Annotated in this window: 17 protein-coding genes; 12 read left to right on the top strand and 5 right to left on the bottom strand. The window is 51.4% G+C overall.

Translation table 11 applies throughout. The annotated features are described in order from the left end of the window. The first annotated feature begins 56 nt into the window (after window positions 1–56). From ABV298_RS17875 to ABV298_RS17910, 8 genes are all read left to right on the top strand, one after another. Window positions 57–512 carry a carboxymuconolactone decarboxylase family protein gene (locus ABV298_RS17875; protein WP_353717546.1) on the top strand — a complete coding sequence of 152 codons (456 nt, stop codon included), beginning with the start codon at window positions 57–59 and terminating at the stop codon, window positions 510–512. A 16-nt stretch (window positions 513–528) separates the two neighbouring features. After that, window positions 529–1,329 carry an isocitrate lyase/phosphoenolpyruvate mutase family protein gene (locus tag ABV298_RS17880; RefSeq protein ID WP_353717547.1) on the top strand — a complete coding sequence of 267 codons (801 nt, stop codon included), beginning with the start codon at window positions 529–531 and terminating at the stop codon, window positions 1,327–1,329. A 130-nt stretch (window positions 1,330–1,459) separates the two neighbouring features. Next, window positions 1,460–2,038, top strand: a complete 579-nt coding sequence (locus ABV298_RS17885) for an XRE family transcriptional regulator (protein WP_353717548.1) — start codon at window positions 1,460–1,462, stop codon at window positions 2,036–2,038. A 305-nt stretch (window positions 2,039–2,343) separates the two neighbouring features. Then, window positions 2,344–3,048, top strand: coding sequence for an HAD family hydrolase (locus tag ABV298_RS17890; RefSeq protein WP_353717549.1), 705 nt, complete (start codon window positions 2,344–2,346; stop codon window positions 3,046–3,048). 24 nt (window positions 3,049–3,072) lie between these two features. Next, window positions 3,073–4,200 (top strand): TIGR03364 family FAD-dependent oxidoreductase, encoded by a 1,128-nt coding sequence (locus tag ABV298_RS17895; RefSeq protein ID WP_353717550.1) that lies wholly within the window; start codon window positions 3,073–3,075, stop codon window positions 4,198–4,200. A gap of 11 nt (window positions 4,201–4,211) precedes the next feature. Then, window positions 4,212–5,174 carry an alkaline phosphatase gene (locus ABV298_RS17900; protein ID WP_353717551.1) on the top strand — a complete coding sequence of 321 codons (963 nt, stop codon included), beginning with the start codon at window positions 4,212–4,214 and terminating at the stop codon, window positions 5,172–5,174. A 34-nt stretch (window positions 5,175–5,208) separates the two neighbouring features. After that, window positions 5,209–6,567, top strand: coding sequence for an aspartate aminotransferase family protein (locus ABV298_RS17905; RefSeq protein ID WP_353717552.1), 1,359 nt, complete (start codon window positions 5,209–5,211; stop codon window positions 6,565–6,567). A 19-nt stretch (window positions 6,568–6,586) separates the two neighbouring features. Beyond that, a complete protein-coding gene (locus ABV298_RS17910; protein ID WP_353717553.1) occupies window positions 6,587–7,879 on the top strand; it encodes a DUF5690 family protein in 1,293 nt (430 codons plus the stop codon). 87 nt (window positions 7,880–7,966) lie between these two features. Here the strand turns inward: ABV298_RS17910 and ABV298_RS17915 are convergent, their stop codons facing one another. Next, window positions 7,967–8,185 carry a hypothetical protein gene (locus ABV298_RS17915; RefSeq protein WP_353717554.1) on the bottom strand — a complete coding sequence of 73 codons (219 nt, stop codon included), beginning with the start codon at window positions 8,183–8,185 and terminating at the stop codon, window positions 7,967–7,969. Window positions 8,186–8,452: 267 nt separating this feature from the next. On the opposite strand from ABV298_RS17915, the gene nhaA reads away from it, so the two are divergent. Beyond that, complete coding sequence (nhaA, locus tag ABV298_RS17920) at window positions 8,453–9,631, top strand: Na+/H+ antiporter NhaA (protein ID WP_353717555.1); 1,179 nt, start codon at window positions 8,453–8,455, stop codon at window positions 9,629–9,631. A 2-nt stretch (window positions 9,632–9,633) separates the two neighbouring features. On the opposite strand, the gene ABV298_RS17925 is transcribed toward nhaA, so the two are convergent. Further along, a complete protein-coding gene (locus tag ABV298_RS17925) occupies window positions 9,634–10,140 on the bottom strand; it encodes a hypothetical protein (protein WP_353717556.1) in 507 nt (168 codons plus the stop codon). 61 nt (window positions 10,141–10,201) lie between these two features. Between ABV298_RS17925 and ABV298_RS17930 the strand changes: the two genes are divergently transcribed. Next, window positions 10,202–10,336 carry a hypothetical protein gene (locus ABV298_RS17930; protein WP_353717557.1) on the top strand — a complete coding sequence of 45 codons (135 nt, stop codon included), beginning with the start codon at window positions 10,202–10,204 and terminating at the stop codon, window positions 10,334–10,336. Between the two features lie 4 nt (window positions 10,337–10,340). Then, window positions 10,341–10,943, top strand: coding sequence for an endonuclease V (locus ABV298_RS17935; RefSeq protein ID WP_353717558.1), 603 nt, complete (start codon window positions 10,341–10,343; stop codon window positions 10,941–10,943). Between the two features lie 69 nt (window positions 10,944–11,012). Here the strand turns inward: ABV298_RS17935 and ABV298_RS17940 are convergent, their stop codons facing one another. From ABV298_RS17940 to ABV298_RS17950, 3 genes are read right to left on the bottom strand one after another with little or no spacing between them, the layout of a single operon-like run. Further along, a complete protein-coding gene (locus ABV298_RS17940; protein WP_353717559.1) occupies window positions 11,013–12,179 on the bottom strand; it encodes a glycoside hydrolase family 18 protein in 1,167 nt (388 codons plus the stop codon). A 53-nt stretch (window positions 12,180–12,232) separates the two neighbouring features. After that, window positions 12,233–13,132, bottom strand: coding sequence for a non-homologous end-joining DNA ligase (ligD, locus tag ABV298_RS17945; RefSeq protein WP_353717560.1), 900 nt, complete (start codon window positions 13,130–13,132; stop codon window positions 12,233–12,235). After that, entirely contained in the window at window positions 13,129–13,902 is a 774-nt protein-coding gene (locus ABV298_RS17950) for a Ku protein (RefSeq protein ID WP_353717561.1), read from the bottom strand. The genes ligD and ABV298_RS17950 overlap by 4 nt, the downstream gene beginning before the upstream one ends. A gap of 931 nt (window positions 13,903–14,833) precedes the next feature. Between ABV298_RS17950 and ABV298_RS17955 the strand changes: the two genes are divergently transcribed. Continuing rightward, complete coding sequence (locus ABV298_RS17955) at window positions 14,834–15,028, top strand: hypothetical protein (RefSeq protein WP_353717562.1); 195 nt, start codon at window positions 14,834–14,836, stop codon at window positions 15,026–15,028. Window positions 15,029–15,090: the final 62 nt, after the last annotated feature.

Raw genomic sequence — 15,090 nt, forward strand, 5'->3', positions numbered from 1 at the left:
CAATTCACTCATTCAACATTCAACCATTCACTCATTCAATCATTCAAAATTCAGCCATGTCCCACCGCAAACCAACCAGTGAACTGACTCCCAAGGCCTTCGCGGCTGTGCGGGAACTTGAAAAGTACGTCGCGTCCACGGGGCTCGACAAGGTACATTATAAGCTGATCAAAATCCGGGCTTCGCAGATCAACGGCTGCGGGTTTTGTCTGGATATGCACGCGCGCCAGGCCCGCGAGCTGGGCATCAGCGAACAGCGTATCTATATGCTGAGCGCCTGGCGCGAGGCCAGTATTTATACCGAGGAAGAAAAGGCCATTCTTGCATTGACAGAGCAGGTGACACTCATTGCCAACGGCGGCGTGAGCGACGAGGTGTATAACCGCGCGGTGGAACTGCTTGGAGAGGAGTATACCAAAGCCGTTGTGATGGGCGTAGTGGCGATCAGCGCATGGAACCGCATTATGATCACAGACCAGGTTGTCGTAAACGCAGTTCCGGATTATGTTTAACAGTCGTCCTATCCGAATGAGCAGTCAGTCCGAAAAGGCCGATTTGCTTAAAAAATTACATCACAGCGGCAAAATGCTCGTTTTGCCGAATATATGGGATGCCGCCGGTGCCATGTTGCTCGAAAAGCTTGGATACCCCGCGGTAGCTACGGCCAGTGCGGCCATTGCCCGGGCAAACGGCTTTGAGGATGGAGAACGCATCCCGTTTGATTCACTGCTGCTGATCATTTCACAGATTGTTAAGTCCGTGAATGTGCCGGTGACGGTGGATATGGAAGCGGGGTATGCCAGCGACCATGAGACTTTGAGGTCGAATATCCGTCGCCTGATAGCGGCGGGAGTGGCCGGTATCAATATCGAGGATACCGATGTGAATAGCCGTGCCTTGTTGCCCGTAGAGGAGCAGGTCGAGAAATTGAGGGTGATCGGCAGGGTGGCGGACCGGGAGAATACCCGGCTGTTCGTCAACGCCCGGACGGATATTTTCCTCGTCAAGCCCGATCTGCCCGAAGACCAAAAGCTGGCACTTGCAATCGAGCGCGGGCGTGCTTACGTAGGCGCAGGCGCGGACGGCGTGTACCCGATTTTCGTGACGGACGAAGAGACCATCAAAACGTTGGTGAACGCATTGAAGGTGCCCGTGAATGTGCTTGCCAGGCCCGGGGCACCCGACCTGGATGCACTCCAGCGGCTCGGTGTGGCGCGTGTCAGTTTCGGTCCCAATGTACACCGTGCGACGTTGTCGTATATGGAAGACCTTTTGAAGAAAGTGAGGGATGGCCTGAGCCATCAGCCCGTTACCGGACTGCCCGGTTGAGCGCACGATTATATTATGTTTACCATCAGAATCTCCCGGCTGCCGCAATCGGGAGATTTTCTATTTTTAGACGGAAATTAGGATTTAATTTGTATCCTTATTTAATGTAACCGTTTATCACGCTCAGCACATGCAGGAGGATATTCTTTTTCAGATCAGCAACAAGTTAAAGGAAATCAGAAAAAGCAAGGGAGTTACCCTTCAGGAAATAGCCGACGAGGCTGGCGTGACGAAAAGTCTTGTGTCCCAGATCGAAAACAGCCGCACGATCCCCTCGTTGCCGGTGATGCTCGGGCTGATCAAGGCATTGGATATTGACCTGAACGTATTTTTCAAGGATATCATCTCGACCGCGCCGGGCGAAAATGTGCTAATCCGGCGCAAAGAGGAATACCAGCCGTTTACGAAGGAGAATGCCAAAGGTTATTTCTACCAGCGCATATTCAGCAAGCAGTTCAAGGACAACCATATCGACGTGGTGCTATTGCGGCTCGAAAGGGACGCAAAGCGGCCTATGGTGCGCACCAATGCATTCGAATTCAAATATGTGCTGTCGGGTGCGGTGGAATACACGGTCGGGAAAAATAAATATGTTCTGAACCAGGGCGATTCAATGTTCTTTGATGCCAACGAGCTGCATAACCTCAAATGCCACGAATGCGACGAGGCTGTGTTGTTGGTGATTTATTTCTTCAACGAAGCACAGTAGAGCGTGTCCGTACTGATTTTTTTGTTAAATATTAATTAACAATCGCTTAATCTTCATGGCGGAATAGTTCGCTACATTTGCAGCGAGACGGGATTATTTTGTGCTATATTTTTAATATAAGTTAACTTTTCTTGTATCTAAATGGGTTTGCTGATATTTTAGGCCAGTAAATCACTGTCAGGGTTAGTTCTTGTACCTACGATTGTTTAATTATGATTAACCTTGTGGAAAGAAGAACCAGCACAGTTTTCTGACGGTATTTTACGGGTAAGTTCAGTATTAGTTCAACTATTACACCAAACGAGATGCCGATAGAGCTGGTAGTTTTCGATATGGCAGGTACGACTGTCAGGGATAAAAATTTTGTGGGGACCGCATTCCGGCAGGCCATGCGGTCGCAGGGGTACGATATTGCCATCGAGGATGTGAACCCGCTGATGGGTTACGAGAAACCGCTGGCCATTAAAATGATGCTCGAAGTGCGCGAGCCGGACAAGTCGAAGATCACCGATGCGCTCGTGGATACGATTCATACGCATTTTGTAAACGGTATGATCGGGTTTTATAAAACTACCGACGAGATTGCGCCCCTGCCTCATGTGGAAACAACTTTCGAAGCGCTTCGCGCGGAAGGTATTAAAATTGCTTTGAATACCGGCTTCTCCCGGGATATCGCCGACGTGATCGTGAACCGGCTGGGTTGGGAAAACAGGATCGATGCACTGGTGGCGAGCGACGAGGTTCCCTACGGTCGTCCGTATCCCGATATGATCCGCAAAATCATGGCTGTATTGGGCATTGAGTCCGCCGAACGTGTCGCAAAAGTGGGTGATACTGAGGTGGATATCAACGAGGGGATCAATGCAGGCTGTAAATATTCGATAGGTATTACAACCGGCGCCTTCACGCGCGAGGAGTTGCTGCCTTACAAACCTACGCATATCGTCGACGACATCGCGGAGGTGATCGGTATCATTTCGCAAAGCCACGAACTGGCCGCCAACAATTGATCTACACGTTTTTGACTGAATGGAATGAGCAAATCTGCGATTGTTATAGGGGCTGGGATTGTTGGGCTGGCAACGGCCAGGGCTTTGGCTGTACGTGGTTATAAAGTGACGGTGATCGAGCGTTCATCGAAGGCGGTCGGTGCTTCCGTCCGCAATTTCGGGATGGTTTGGCCGATCGGTCAGCCGGAAGGAAAGTTATATGAAAGGGCATTGCATGCGAAGAGTATCTGGAAAGAAGTGCTGGCAGGTGCGAAATGCTGGTCGCAGGAAGCCGGAAGCCTGCACATGGCTTACGAGCAGGACGAGCTGGAGGTGATCCGGCAGTTTGTGGAAGCGAGCCCCTGCCGGCCTGTCCGCTACCTGAGCCCCGCGGAAACGCTGGCCCAATCACCGGCGGTAAACCCCGACCGGCTGCTGGGGGCGTTGTATTCGGCGGACGAGATGATCGTTGATCCCCGCGAGGCTATCGCGGCGATCCCCAGGTATCTGACTGATACACTGGGTGTTATGTTTATTTGGGATACTGCTATTGCGAAAGTAGTTTATCCGGCTGTTTTTTCGGGCGGAAAGCGTTGGTCGGCCGACGAGATATTCATTTGCAGCGGCCAGGATTTTGAAACACTATATCCGGAGGAATTCTCGGGTGCACCGTTGACCAAATGCAAATTGCAGATGATGCGCCTCGAAGCGCAGCCCGATAATTGGCGCATTGGTCCGGCATTGTGCGGCGGCTTGTCGTTTATCCACTATCACGGGTTTAAAGCGGCGGCATCCTTGCCCGGCCTGAAAGCGAGGTACGAGCGCGAATATGCCGAATACCTCCGGTGGGGCATCCACGTAATGGCGTCGCAAAACGGCTTGGGCGAGATTACCGTGGGCGATTCGCACGAGTATTCGCTTACATTCGACCCGTTCGACCGCGAGTTTATCAATACCATGATCCTCGATTACCTGGGTACGTTCGCGCGATTCAAAGCACCGAAAGTGTCCCAAACCTGGCACGGGATCTATCCCAAAATGACCAATGGGGCCACCGAAATCGTGATGAAGCCTGAAAGCGGCGTGACGATCATTAACGGGCTGGGCGGCAATGGCATGACCCTCTCGTTTGGCCTTTGCGATGAAGTAGTTGGCGGAACTTACCGATCCTAAATTCTCGATATATGTTTCCAAAAATCTCTTGCGCGCTGGCGGCGGCTTCGCTCGCGCTGGCCGCATTTCATGCTCCGTTCGGACAAAACTATGCTTATGAGCGACCAAAGGGTGTCGAACATGTGATCGTGATCGGCGTCGATGGACTCAGTCCCGATGGTATTAAAAAAGCCGAAACGCCGAATATCGACCGGATGGTGGCGGGCGGTGCCGTGAAATGGAACGTGCGCACGGTGCTGACCTCCGCGAGCAGCCAGAACTGGGCGTCGATGATCATGGGCGCGGGCCCCGAGCAGCACGGCGTTATCAACAATGATTGGGAGTTGAACAAGCACACGCTCCCGCCGATCGTGCAGGAGGCAGACGGCCGTTTCCCGACCATTTTCAGTATTTTGCATAAAGCAAAGCCCAATGCGGAAATCGGTACGGTATACCATTGGGGCGGCTTCGGAAGGTTATTTCAAAAGGATGCGGTCAATTACGACAAGCATTTCGCTACCGAGGACTCTACGGCCGCTGATTTTATTCAATATATCAAAAAGAAAAAGCCTGTGCTGGGTTTCGTGCATTTCGACCACGTCGATCACGCCGGCCATCACGACGGGCACGGCTCGAAGGCGTATTACCAGTCCGTTACAAAGGCCGATTCATTGGTCGGTCAAATTTTGTCGGCTATGAAAGATGCCGGTATTGCGGAAAAAACGCTGGTGATCCTCTGGGCCGATCACGGCGGTATCGGTAAAGGTCATGGTGGTGCCACACCGCAGGAGGCGGAGATAGCGGGCGTGTTTTATGGCGCAGGCGTGAAAAAAGGCTATTCAATACAACAGCAGGTTTACACTTACGACCTCGCTTCGACGATCGCGTTTGTACTGGGGGTGGAGCAGCCGTACGCGTGGATCGGCCGACCGGTGAAGCCGGTTTTTAATGGATTTGATGAGCCTGAAAACTTGTGGCCGGGCGAAAAACCGTAAATTGGTTCGAAGCATCTAACCCTGAACTCAGCACATGGCAGCTGTACATAACCGGACGGAAGGCGATATCAATTTATCATCCGCGCGCCAGGATTGGTACGCGGTGATCAGCGACCCCGAGACGTTGGGTTATCTGCACGAGGACGCCGGGCATTTTCTGCATCAGTCGCTCTCGACACCCTGCCTGGATGTGCTGGCTTCTTGTGAGGGCATTTACCTTACCGACGTGCAGGGGAAACGCTATATGGATTTCCACGGCAACAATGTGCACCAGCTTGGTTACCGGCACCCGTACGTGATTGAAAAGCTGAAAGAGCAGATGGATATCCTGCCGTTTTCGCCTCGCAGATATACCAATGTGCCGGCCATCGAGTTGGCCAAAAAGCTGGGTAGCCTCATGCCCGGCGATCTGAACCGCGTGCTATTTGCGCCGGGAGGGGCGTCGGCGATCAGCATGGCGCTGAAACTCGCCCGCATTGTGACGGGCAAACATAAGATAGTGTCGCTGTGGGATTCGTTCCACGGCGCTTCGCTGGACGCCATTTCGGCGGGCGGCGAGCTGGATTTCCGGAAAGATATGGGCCCGCTCATGCCGGGCATGGAGCGCATTCCGCCGCCGATGACCTACCGCGGCCCTTTCGCAGCGGCGGGCAATGGCGATTTGCCTTATGCCGACTACCTGGAATATGTGATTGAAAAAGAGGGCGACATCGGCGCATTCCTGATTGAAACCATCCGTAATACCGACGTGCAGATTCCCTCACATGCCTACTGGAAACGTGTGCGCGAGATTTGTACCAGGCATAAGGTGCTCCTCATCCTCGACGAAATCCCCATCGCCTTCGGGCGCACGGGCAGAATGTTCGCATTCGAGCATTATGGTTTCGAGCCGGACATTGTTTGCCTGGGCAAGGGGTTGGGCGGCGGGGTGATGCCCATGGCGGCTATCGTAGCGCGCGATGGTTACAATGTGGCGCAAAGCGTTTCGCTGGGGCATTTTACACACGAGAAGAGCCCGCTGGGTAGTGTAGCGGCATTGGCAATGCTGGATTTTATCGAACAAAACGGCATCCTCGCGAAAGTGAATGCGGATACGGAATTCATGCATGACGAGCTGGAAAAGCTGAAAAACAAATATCCGCTCATCGGCGAGGTGCGCGGGATCGGGCTTTTGTGGGGAGTGGAATTGGTGAAAGACCGCCAAACGAAGGAAAAGGCTGTACAAGAAGCGGAGACGGTAATGTACGAATGCCTTAAAAACGGTTTGAGCTTCAAAGTTTCGCAGGGAAACGTCGTGCAACTCTCGCCGCCGCTCATCATTAGCCGCGAACAACTGGCGGAAGCATTGCGGATTTTGGAAAAGGCCATCGAAGCGGCTTCGGTTCCGGTATAAAACTCAACACTCTGACCATATGCGCCTGAAAGAAGCACTAACGCGATCGAATACGTTTTTTATCTGTTGGGCTGTAATTGCTTCGTTCGGGGCCTATTTTTGTATGTACGCCTTTCGCAAGCCATTCAATGCGGGGCTGTACCAGGGGCTGGCACTCGGGGAGGTAAGCTACAAGGCGATCCTCATTATTTCGCAGGTAGCCGGTTACACGCTGTCGAAGTTTGCGGGTATCAAAGTGATTTCGGAATTGAAGCACAATGCGCGTGTGAAGCTCGTGATCGGGCTGATCCTCGTGGCCGAACTTGCGTTGTTGTTCTTCGGGTTGGTGCCTTATCCTTATAACTTCGTGTTCCTTTTTATGAACGGGCTTCCGCTGGGAATGGTTTATGGCGTCGTATTCAGTTTTCTGGAAGGGCGCAGGTTTACGGAAATGCTGGCTATGGGATTGAATATCAGTGTGGTAGTGGCGTCCGGGATTCTTAAAACGACGTACATAGAAATCCACGGTATATTTCCTCGCATCCCGGAATTCTGGATGCCGTTTTTTATGGGCGCGCTGTTCCTGCCCGTGTTCCTGCTGTTCGTCTGGATGCTTTCGGCGATCCCGGGGCCAACGGCGGAAGACATCGCGCTTCGTACAGAGCGCGTGCCCATGACGAGCGACGATAAGCGGCTGGTGATGCGCCAGTTTGGTTTCCCGGTCGTTTGTCTGGTTGTCTTTTACGCAACACTCGTCGTGGTGCGCGATTTCCGGGATAATTTTACCATTGAAATCTGGAACGAAATCGATGCGCATTGGGGGAGCGGTGTGCTCACTACGACGGAAATGATCACCGGTATCGTGGTGCTGCTTATCATTGGCGCGCTTGCGTTCGTCCGCGATAATCTCGCCGGTTTCAGGCTTGCGTACCTCATTTTTTTCGGAGGGGTAATCTTCATCGGCGTCGGCACGCTGCTATTCGAACGGTCGGTTATGAGCGGCTTTTACTGGATGCTGACGATCGGGCTGGGGCTCTTTCTGGCTTACACCGTGTTGCAGACCGTCATTTTCGAGCGGATGATTGCGTTATTCCGCATCAAGGCCAATGCGGGTTATTTTGTGTATATCTGCGAGAGTATCGGCTATCTGGGTAGCGTGGGCCTGCTGCTTTACAAGGAGTTTTTTATGAAAGACCTGGCGTGGTCGCGGGTGCTGATACAGTTTTCCTATCTGCAATTCGCCCTGGGGCTGTTATTGCTTGCGCTCAGCAATATTTACTTCGATAAGTACCGGTCGGCCGAGAAGAGCGGCACGCCGTTCGCGGCAGCGTAGGACGTCGGGCGAAGGGCATAAAAAAAGGAAGTGCAAAGTGCCTTCCTTTTTAACATCTCAATTTCACCTTTCAATTTTTATTAACATCTATTTTGTTGTTTTGAGCCCCACGATGGCTGCTTTTTGAGCTGGCGTATGGGTATACGGGTCTACTTTTGTCGTTTTCGGTGGCGCCGGCGTCTCGATCACCGGAGTGGAGGCTGGCAGCGCGTTTTTAATTGTATTGGCTGATTTATTGTCGTCTGCAAATGCAACGGAGCTGGTCAGTGCGATAGCTGTAACGAAGGTCGTGATCAATGTTTTCATAGCTGTAATATTTTTTGTTCTTGCCTTTGTCTTATTTGATAATGCAAATGTAAATAGTATTTTATGGATGACAATGTATTTATTTAATGAGTGATCGAACGGTTATATAGGTGGTTTTTATTGATGATGAGTGATTTATTAGATTTTTGTTGTTTAATGTGTTTTGAAATATTCGAATATGAATAGCCTGTTAATGATCTGATTTTTATTTGAAAAGTACAATATTTGCTCAAATGGCGTTTTCGCTGGATTTACTATATTGCCTGCATGGCTAAACTTATCAACCTCAAACCTTTCAGGGAATTTGTGCAATCGGAATCGTTGGGTGGCATAATTCTGATCGTTTGCGTGATCATTTCGCTGATCGTCGCCAATTCGCCGGCTGCCGGCGCGTTTCAAAACCTGCTGAATACCGAACTCGGCGTCCATACGGAGGGCATTCATCTCCGTTATCCGTTGTTGCTCTGGATCAACGACGGGCTGATGGCCGTTTTCTTCCTGTTGGTGGGGTTGGAAATCAAACGGGAGCTGGTGGAAGGAGAGCTCTCGTCCTTCAAGAAAGCCGCACTACCGATATTCGCGGCGTTGGGCGGTGTGCTGGCACCCGCCGCCATCTATTTTTTACTCAATAACAACACGGACACCGCCGCTGGATGGGGTATTCCCATGGCGACCGACATTGCCTTCGCGATTGCCATCATTACGATGCTTGGTAGCAAGGTGCCGTCTTCGCTCAAAATCTTCCTGGCCGCACTCGCGATCGTCGACGACCTGATGGCAATCCTTGTCATCGCGATCTTCTATTCCTCCGAGCTGCATTACACTTATCTGATGTATGCCGCTGCGATTTTCGCGGTTCTGCTGGCCATGAATCGTGCCGGTGTCAAAAACATTGCGGCGTACCTGGTGCCCGGGCTGTTTATCTGGTATTTCATTCACCATTCGGGCGTACACGCTACGATTGCCGGCGTGCTCACGGCTTTCGCGATCCCGACCACGCCCGACGCGCAGGAGTCGCCTCTGGAAAAGCTGGAACATGTGCTTATGAAGCCGGTGAACTTTGTGATTATGCCGGTCTTTGCCTTATCGAATACCAACATCACTTTCGAAGCGGGAATGCTGGAAGGCTTGACGACGACGCTGGGGTTGGGTATCATCCTGGGACTTGTGATAGGAAAGCCGCTAGGTATCAGCTTGCTTTCCTGGCTGACAGTAAAGCTCGGCATTAGCAGCATGCCCGGCGGGGCGAATTGGTCGCACATTGTTGGGGTCGGGATGCTGGGAGGAATCGGTTTTACGATGTCGGTTTTTATCGCATTGCTGTCGTTCCCAGGAGAGCACCTCATTCTGTCGGAAGCTAAGTTCTCGATTCTCACCGGCTCGGTCTTGTCGGGGATATTAGGGTACGCGATGCTGGCGAGCGTGGGCCGCAGGGCGGCACGATAGGGTCATTCGGTCTTGCTTTTAATAAGGATGTAATCGACCCGGCCGTCCCTGGAAAAGGCGGTGATCTGGGTATATTTCTGGTAATTGTCCCACGTTTTTACACCGTCTTTGTCGATGTTCGGGGCGATGCTTTCGGTGAGGTTCAGCAAGCCGAGGATAACGCGGTCTTCGAATGCATAGTCGGAAAGGCCGTTCAGCCGGATCTGGTCGGCGATTTCGTTGATGTAAATAACTTCTACTTTCCCGTCGCGGTAGCTCACGCTCGGGCAGTGCTCGCAGCCGGCCTTTTGGTCCTTATAGTAATTAAGCAGCTTTCCTTTGCCCAGAATTGCGGCCACCTCCTGCTGGTTCCGCAATGCGATCCTCGGAAGATCCAGCTCGACGGTGACGGCTGCGTTCTCGTCGTGCTCGTCAAGCACATAAAATTTGATAAAGATGGCAATGAGAATGACGATGAACGTAATGAATTTCCAGTTAGCCCATTGGCGCCTGACGGAGGTTTGTTCCATGAAGGTGGTGCGGTTTTTTAATATGCGGAGTAATTAACTTTGGCCTACATCCACGAATATCATGCCAGACTCATTAAACCGGATGGTTATCACTCCCGAGCTGAATTACGACCAGCTGACGATCGGCGAAGCGACGCTCATCCAGCAGCAACTGCGCAGCCATCTGGAAGCTGGAACCATTCCGGGGCGAAATTAAAACCGTGGCCGGTGCCGATATTTCCCTTGCCCTTTACAGCGAAACCGTGTATGCCGGCCTGGTAGTCCTCAGTTATCCCGAATTGCGCCCCATTGCCTATTCGCTTGTCAGGAGCAGCACGATCTTTCCCTACGTGCCGGGTTACCTGGCGTTCCGCGAAATCCCGGCCATCCTGAGAGCATTCGAACAAATGCCGGTGAAACCCCATCTGGTCATGTTCGACGGAAACGGCATCTTACACGCCCGGCGAATGGGCATCGCATCGCATTTCGGCATACTCACGGGGACGGTTACGATGGGTTGCGCGAAAAAGAAACTGGCCGGCCAGTACGCGGAGCCGGGAGTTGCCAAAGGTGAATACACACCAGTGACCGACAAAGGAGAGGTAATTGGCTACGCCGTAAGGACTAAGGACAACGTAAAACCGGTATTCATATCTCCGGGACATCAGATGAGCCTGGAAGACAGCCTCACACTCGCATTCAAATGCACCGGTAAACACCGCCTCCCCGAGCCCACCCGCTATGCACACGAGTATGTGAACCGTTTCCGTATGGGCGAACTGGCCGAAGGCTACCATGAAATAGCCAACTGGACGCTCTTCTGAAACAAAAATGGGCAGTGCACGGCACTCCCCATTTCTCCAACCGGGTTTTCCGGCCCTGGCGGGCAGGTGTTATTTCAGCGACTTGTCGATCTCGTTGAGCAGGTATTTCTTGGGATCGGAATCATATTCCCAGAACATCACCCCGGCCAGCTTGTTGGCCAGTACGTATTTGCACTTTTCCCGTACCGACTCCTCGTCGTCGTAACTCAGCACGTCGCCGGTTTCGGCATTGAGCAGATAAGGCGCCCTGGCCACGGTGTCGCGATACTCCTTATATCCTTTTTTATTCACCAAACTGTCTTTGATATAAGTATAGCCATCGATATACTGCTGCCTGATCTGTTTCTGGCCGAGTCCCTTATCCAGTTTCGCGACCGTGAACATCCGGCCGTAAAATGGCAGTCCTACAACCAGTTTTCCCATCGGCACACCCGCTGCGTGGAATCCTTTGACGGCATTATCCACCGATTTGGCAGTTTTGTAAATATTCGAAGGATATAAACTCGCGTGGTGAACCGCCGTGTCGCCCTGGAAAAGGTCGTAGGTCATCAGATTTACATAATCCAGGTATTTCTGAGCTTTGCCCATTTCGGTCGCGTTCAAAAACTCCACCCAGCCAGCCACGGCGGTGGTCAGCAATTTTTTCTTGCCGGTTTCCTCTTCCAGCAAATCCAGCTCGTTGCGGATCGCGTGGAACATTTCGGTATAATTCTGTTTGTCCTCCGGGCGGAAAACATTGCCTTCTTCACCCGGCAGTCCCGGGTATTCCCAATCGATATCCACGCCGTCGAGATTGTATTTTTTGATGATCTCGACGCTGCTTTTGGCGAATACCTTTCGCGACGAGTCGGTCAAGACAGCATCGGAGAAGTTCTCGCTCCACGCCCAGCCGCCGATCGAAATCAGGATTTTCAGGTCGGGGTTGTCGGTTTTAAGGAGATTGAGCTGGCGGAAATTGGTCGTGTCCGTTTTTTCATTGGTCAAAAATGCCTTGCCATTCTTGATATCCACGAATGCGTAGTTAATGTGCGTCAGCATTTTGGCGTCGATGTTGCCGGTGTTCAGTAAGCCGTGGAAACCGCCCACATAGCCGATCACGACGGGGCGTTTGGCCGAATCAGCGGAGGCCTCCTCTTTCTTTTCCGGGGAGCAGCCGTTCAGCAAAAGTAAAGGGGCGAGCAGGGTCACCAGCAGCAATGCGATGCCGGGATTTTTTTGAGCAGGGGTCAGGCGCATGGTATCGGATTTGGTTTTGAAGGGTTAAATTAAACATACCTTCAAATCATCTCCTAATCCTGAGTAGTTACCGACAGCTTTTGTAATATTTTATCCAGATTAATGCCCTTGCCCAGCACACCTTTAAAAAGGTCGCCCTTCTTGTCGAGCCTTTCGAAAATATTTTTGATCGTAAAATCCCTTGGACTGAGGCCGTGCTGCACCTCGCTCCATTCGAGCGGAGCGGAAACCGTCGCGCCGGGTTTGGGACGGGCGCTGTACGCGCAGGCGAGGGTCTGACCGATGCGATTTTGCAGGTAATCGACGTAAATCTGGTTTTTCTTACGTTTGGAAAGCGATCGTTCCAGGGTGGTTAGCCCGGGCAATCGCTCGGTAACCATATGCGCGACCAATTCGGCGAAGTCGCGCGCCTGATCGTAATTGTATTTCTTTCCGAACGGAATGTAAACATGCATGCCGCTCGCGCCGGAGGTTTTGCAAAAGCCCTCAGCACCCATTTCGTCGAGCAATTCCTTGATCGTCAGCGCTACATCGATAACGTCGTCGAAGGTATTCTTGTCCGAAGGGTCGATGTCCATCACCACGTAATCCGGGTTGTCGAGCTTGTTGATGGTCGAATTCCAGGGATTCATTTCAATGCAGCCGAGGTTGGCGATGTACAGCAGGCTTTCGACGTCGTTTGCGACGTAATAATTCACCATCTTTCCCGTCGACTCGGCCAGAATTTCGAACGTCTTCATCCATTCCGGCACCGAATCACCGGCATCTTTCTGGAAAAAGCCCTCGTCCTTGACGCCGTTGGGCTGCCGGCGCAGAGATAGCGGCCGGTTTTTCATGTAGGGTAAAATATAGGGTGCGACATTGCGGTAATAGTCGGTGAGCTCGCCTTTTGTAATGTGCTCGTCGGGCCAGTATATTTTCTCCGGATGGGTAATTTCCACTTTCTTTTTCATGATGCTTTCCGTTTAGGGGCGGCCAGGCTTTCCTTCAACTGCGCCATCAGATCGCGGCTTTTCGAGTGTACGATCTTCATTTTGCTAGCAGCGGGTTTCTTGCCTTTGGCTTTGGCCATGATCAGTTTCAGCAACTTTTCATTGTAAGTATCCTTGTAGCGGGTAATATCGAAATCGGTGGTAAGCTGCTCGATCAACTGCACGGCCATATTCATTTCGGCGGGTTTGATCTTTACATCGGGGATATTCAGCTCGTCGGTATCCCGGATTTCTTCCGCGAAACGGATCTTGTTCAATATCAAGAGCTGGTCTTGCGGCTTGATGAGCACCAGACTTTCCCGGTTTCTCAGGACGTAGGTTCCCAGCCCGCATTTGCCGGTTTTTTTGAGGGCGTCCCGCAGAAGCGCGTATGGCTTCACCCCCGATTTTTCCGGTTGCAGGTAATAGGGAGTCTCATAATAAATACTGTCGATATCCTTTTCATCGACAAACTCGGCGATCTCGATGATTTTCGACTTCTCGGGACTGGCCTTTTCGAAATCGGATTCGTCGAGCACCACATAGTTGTCGTCCACCTTGTATCCGCGCACGATATTTTCCCATTTGACCTCGCGGCCGGTATTGGCGTTTACGCGCTGGAAATGGATGTTGGCGTGGTCTTTTTTGTCCAGCATATCGAGGTCGAGCTCGCTGGCCTGGACGGCGCTGAAAAGTTTCACAGGAATATTAACGAGGCCAAACCCGATTGCCCCGGACCATATTGCTCTCATATTTCTCTTTCAGTTTGAAAAAGAGTGGTTAGCAAAATCCGTGCCGTTGTTACGCAGAAGGCTCGGCCGGGGCCCGGACACCTTAGGGGACTGTGTCGGCTATAAACAAGGGCTCCGAAGCCGGGCATTGTACGAAGGAAACGTTCTCGACAACACGGGTTCATTGAAGCGGGTATCTCTCGCGAAGCGGCACACTCCCAAGCAGGGACTTCGTGAAGCCGGATACATTTGAAGCGATACTATTTTGACCAGCTTCGGAGAAACGGCCTGTTTTAGCACCAAGTGGATTATACAATCGTCGGGCTCCGTAGAAGCCTCCTGCATGCGAGACAATATCATGAAAGGAGGCTCCGCCGGAGCCAGGCACCTTCGGGGAACCGTGTCGGCTATAAACTGGTAGCTTCTCCGAAGCGGCCAGGCGTGATCGTGTTGATCGTACTTCCTCAAAAATGGACAACGCCGGTATTTTCGATGCGACTATTTCGATAATTCCTGTAAATTTTTTGCACAAATTTGCAAAACGCTTGTAGTCAATCATTTGTATTCCTATATTCCGTAAAAGTTACCCCGTAGGCCTTCCTGGAATATCCTTATACGTAAGTTGTGCCTGCGAAACTGGCATGTCTTTTTAATAGCTGCTTCCCGAAAACAATTTCACACGAAGACTAACTCTTTAATCGGATATAACTATGGTAGCGACATTAGGTAACAACCCAGCGAGAAGTTTGAAACCCGGCGCAGTACTTACGGTTACAGGTGCCAGATCTGAATCGGAAGCACAGAGAGAAGTGGCTGATTTTCTACAATTGTGTAATAGGACCGACCTTGGTTTTTTCCTGATTTCGAAGGATTACTTCCTGCTCTACCGAAAGTCCGGAAATTCGATCAGTGGAATTGCATAAGTATTAACTTTTTCAATTCAAAGAAAGACATGGTACAGAAGGGTACATTCAAATTGCTTGGGCAAAATCTCATCAATATTATCATCCATAAAGACGACGTTCTGAAAATAATGCCCAACAAGAAAGGACAGGGTTGTATTATTTACCTGAAAAACAAGGTTCCTTACGTGGTAAGCGAAAGCGAAAAGGAAGTCCAGAAAAAACTGAACTGGGTAGCAGCATGATCTTCGGTCTGTTGCCATGAAAATAAAAGCGGGCTCCGGCACATTTGCCGGGGCCTTTTTTG

Source organism: Dyadobacter sp. 676, from assembly GCF_040448675.1.
Classification (GTDB): domain Bacteria; phylum Bacteroidota; class Bacteroidia; order Cytophagales; family Spirosomataceae; genus Dyadobacter.

What these genes read in the sequence shown, in the direction of transcription:
- ABV298_RS17875 (WP_353717546.1), top strand. Translation starts at nt 57, where the DNA reads ATGTCCCACCGCAAACCAACCAGTGAACTGACTCCCAAGGCCTTCGCG.
- ABV298_RS17880 (WP_353717547.1), top strand. Translation starts at nt 529, where the DNA reads ATGAGCAGTCAGTCCGAAAAGGCCGATTTGCTTAAAAAATTACATCAC.
- ABV298_RS17885 (WP_353717548.1), top strand. Translation starts at nt 1,460, where the DNA reads ATGCAGGAGGATATTCTTTTTCAGATCAGCAACAAGTTAAAGGAAATC.
- ABV298_RS17890 (WP_353717549.1), top strand. Translation starts at nt 2,344, where the DNA reads ATGCCGATAGAGCTGGTAGTTTTCGATATGGCAGGTACGACTGTCAGG.
- ABV298_RS17895 (WP_353717550.1), top strand. Translation starts at nt 3,073, where the DNA reads ATGAGCAAATCTGCGATTGTTATAGGGGCTGGGATTGTTGGGCTGGCA.
- ABV298_RS17900 (WP_353717551.1), top strand. Translation starts at nt 4,212, where the DNA reads ATGTTTCCAAAAATCTCTTGCGCGCTGGCGGCGGCTTCGCTCGCGCTG.
- ABV298_RS17905 (WP_353717552.1), top strand. Translation starts at nt 5,209, where the DNA reads ATGGCAGCTGTACATAACCGGACGGAAGGCGATATCAATTTATCATCC.
- ABV298_RS17910 (WP_353717553.1), top strand. Translation starts at nt 6,587, where the DNA reads ATGCGCCTGAAAGAAGCACTAACGCGATCGAATACGTTTTTTATCTGT.
- ABV298_RS17915 (WP_353717554.1), bottom strand. Translation starts at nt 8,185, where the DNA reads ATGAAAACATTGATCACGACCTTCGTTACAGCTATCGCACTGACCAGC.
- nhaA (WP_353717555.1), top strand. Translation starts at nt 8,453, where the DNA reads ATGGCTAAACTTATCAACCTCAAACCTTTCAGGGAATTTGTGCAATCG.
- ABV298_RS17925 (WP_353717556.1), bottom strand. Translation starts at nt 10,140, where the DNA reads ATGGAACAAACCTCCGTCAGGCGCCAATGGGCTAACTGGAAATTCATT.
- ABV298_RS17930 (WP_353717557.1), top strand. Translation starts at nt 10,202, where the DNA reads ATGCCAGACTCATTAAACCGGATGGTTATCACTCCCGAGCTGAATTAC.
- ABV298_RS17940 (WP_353717559.1), bottom strand. Translation starts at nt 12,179, where the DNA reads ATGCGCCTGACCCCTGCTCAAAAAAATCCCGGCATCGCATTGCTGCTG.
- ligD (WP_353717560.1), bottom strand. Translation starts at nt 13,132, where the DNA reads ATGAAAAAGAAAGTGGAAATTACCCATCCGGAGAAAATATACTGGCCC.
- ABV298_RS17950 (WP_353717561.1), bottom strand. Translation starts at nt 13,902, where the DNA reads ATGAGAGCAATATGGTCCGGGGCAATCGGGTTTGGCCTCGTTAATATT.
- ABV298_RS17955 (WP_353717562.1), top strand. Translation starts at nt 14,834, where the DNA reads ATGGTACAGAAGGGTACATTCAAATTGCTTGGGCAAAATCTCATCAAT.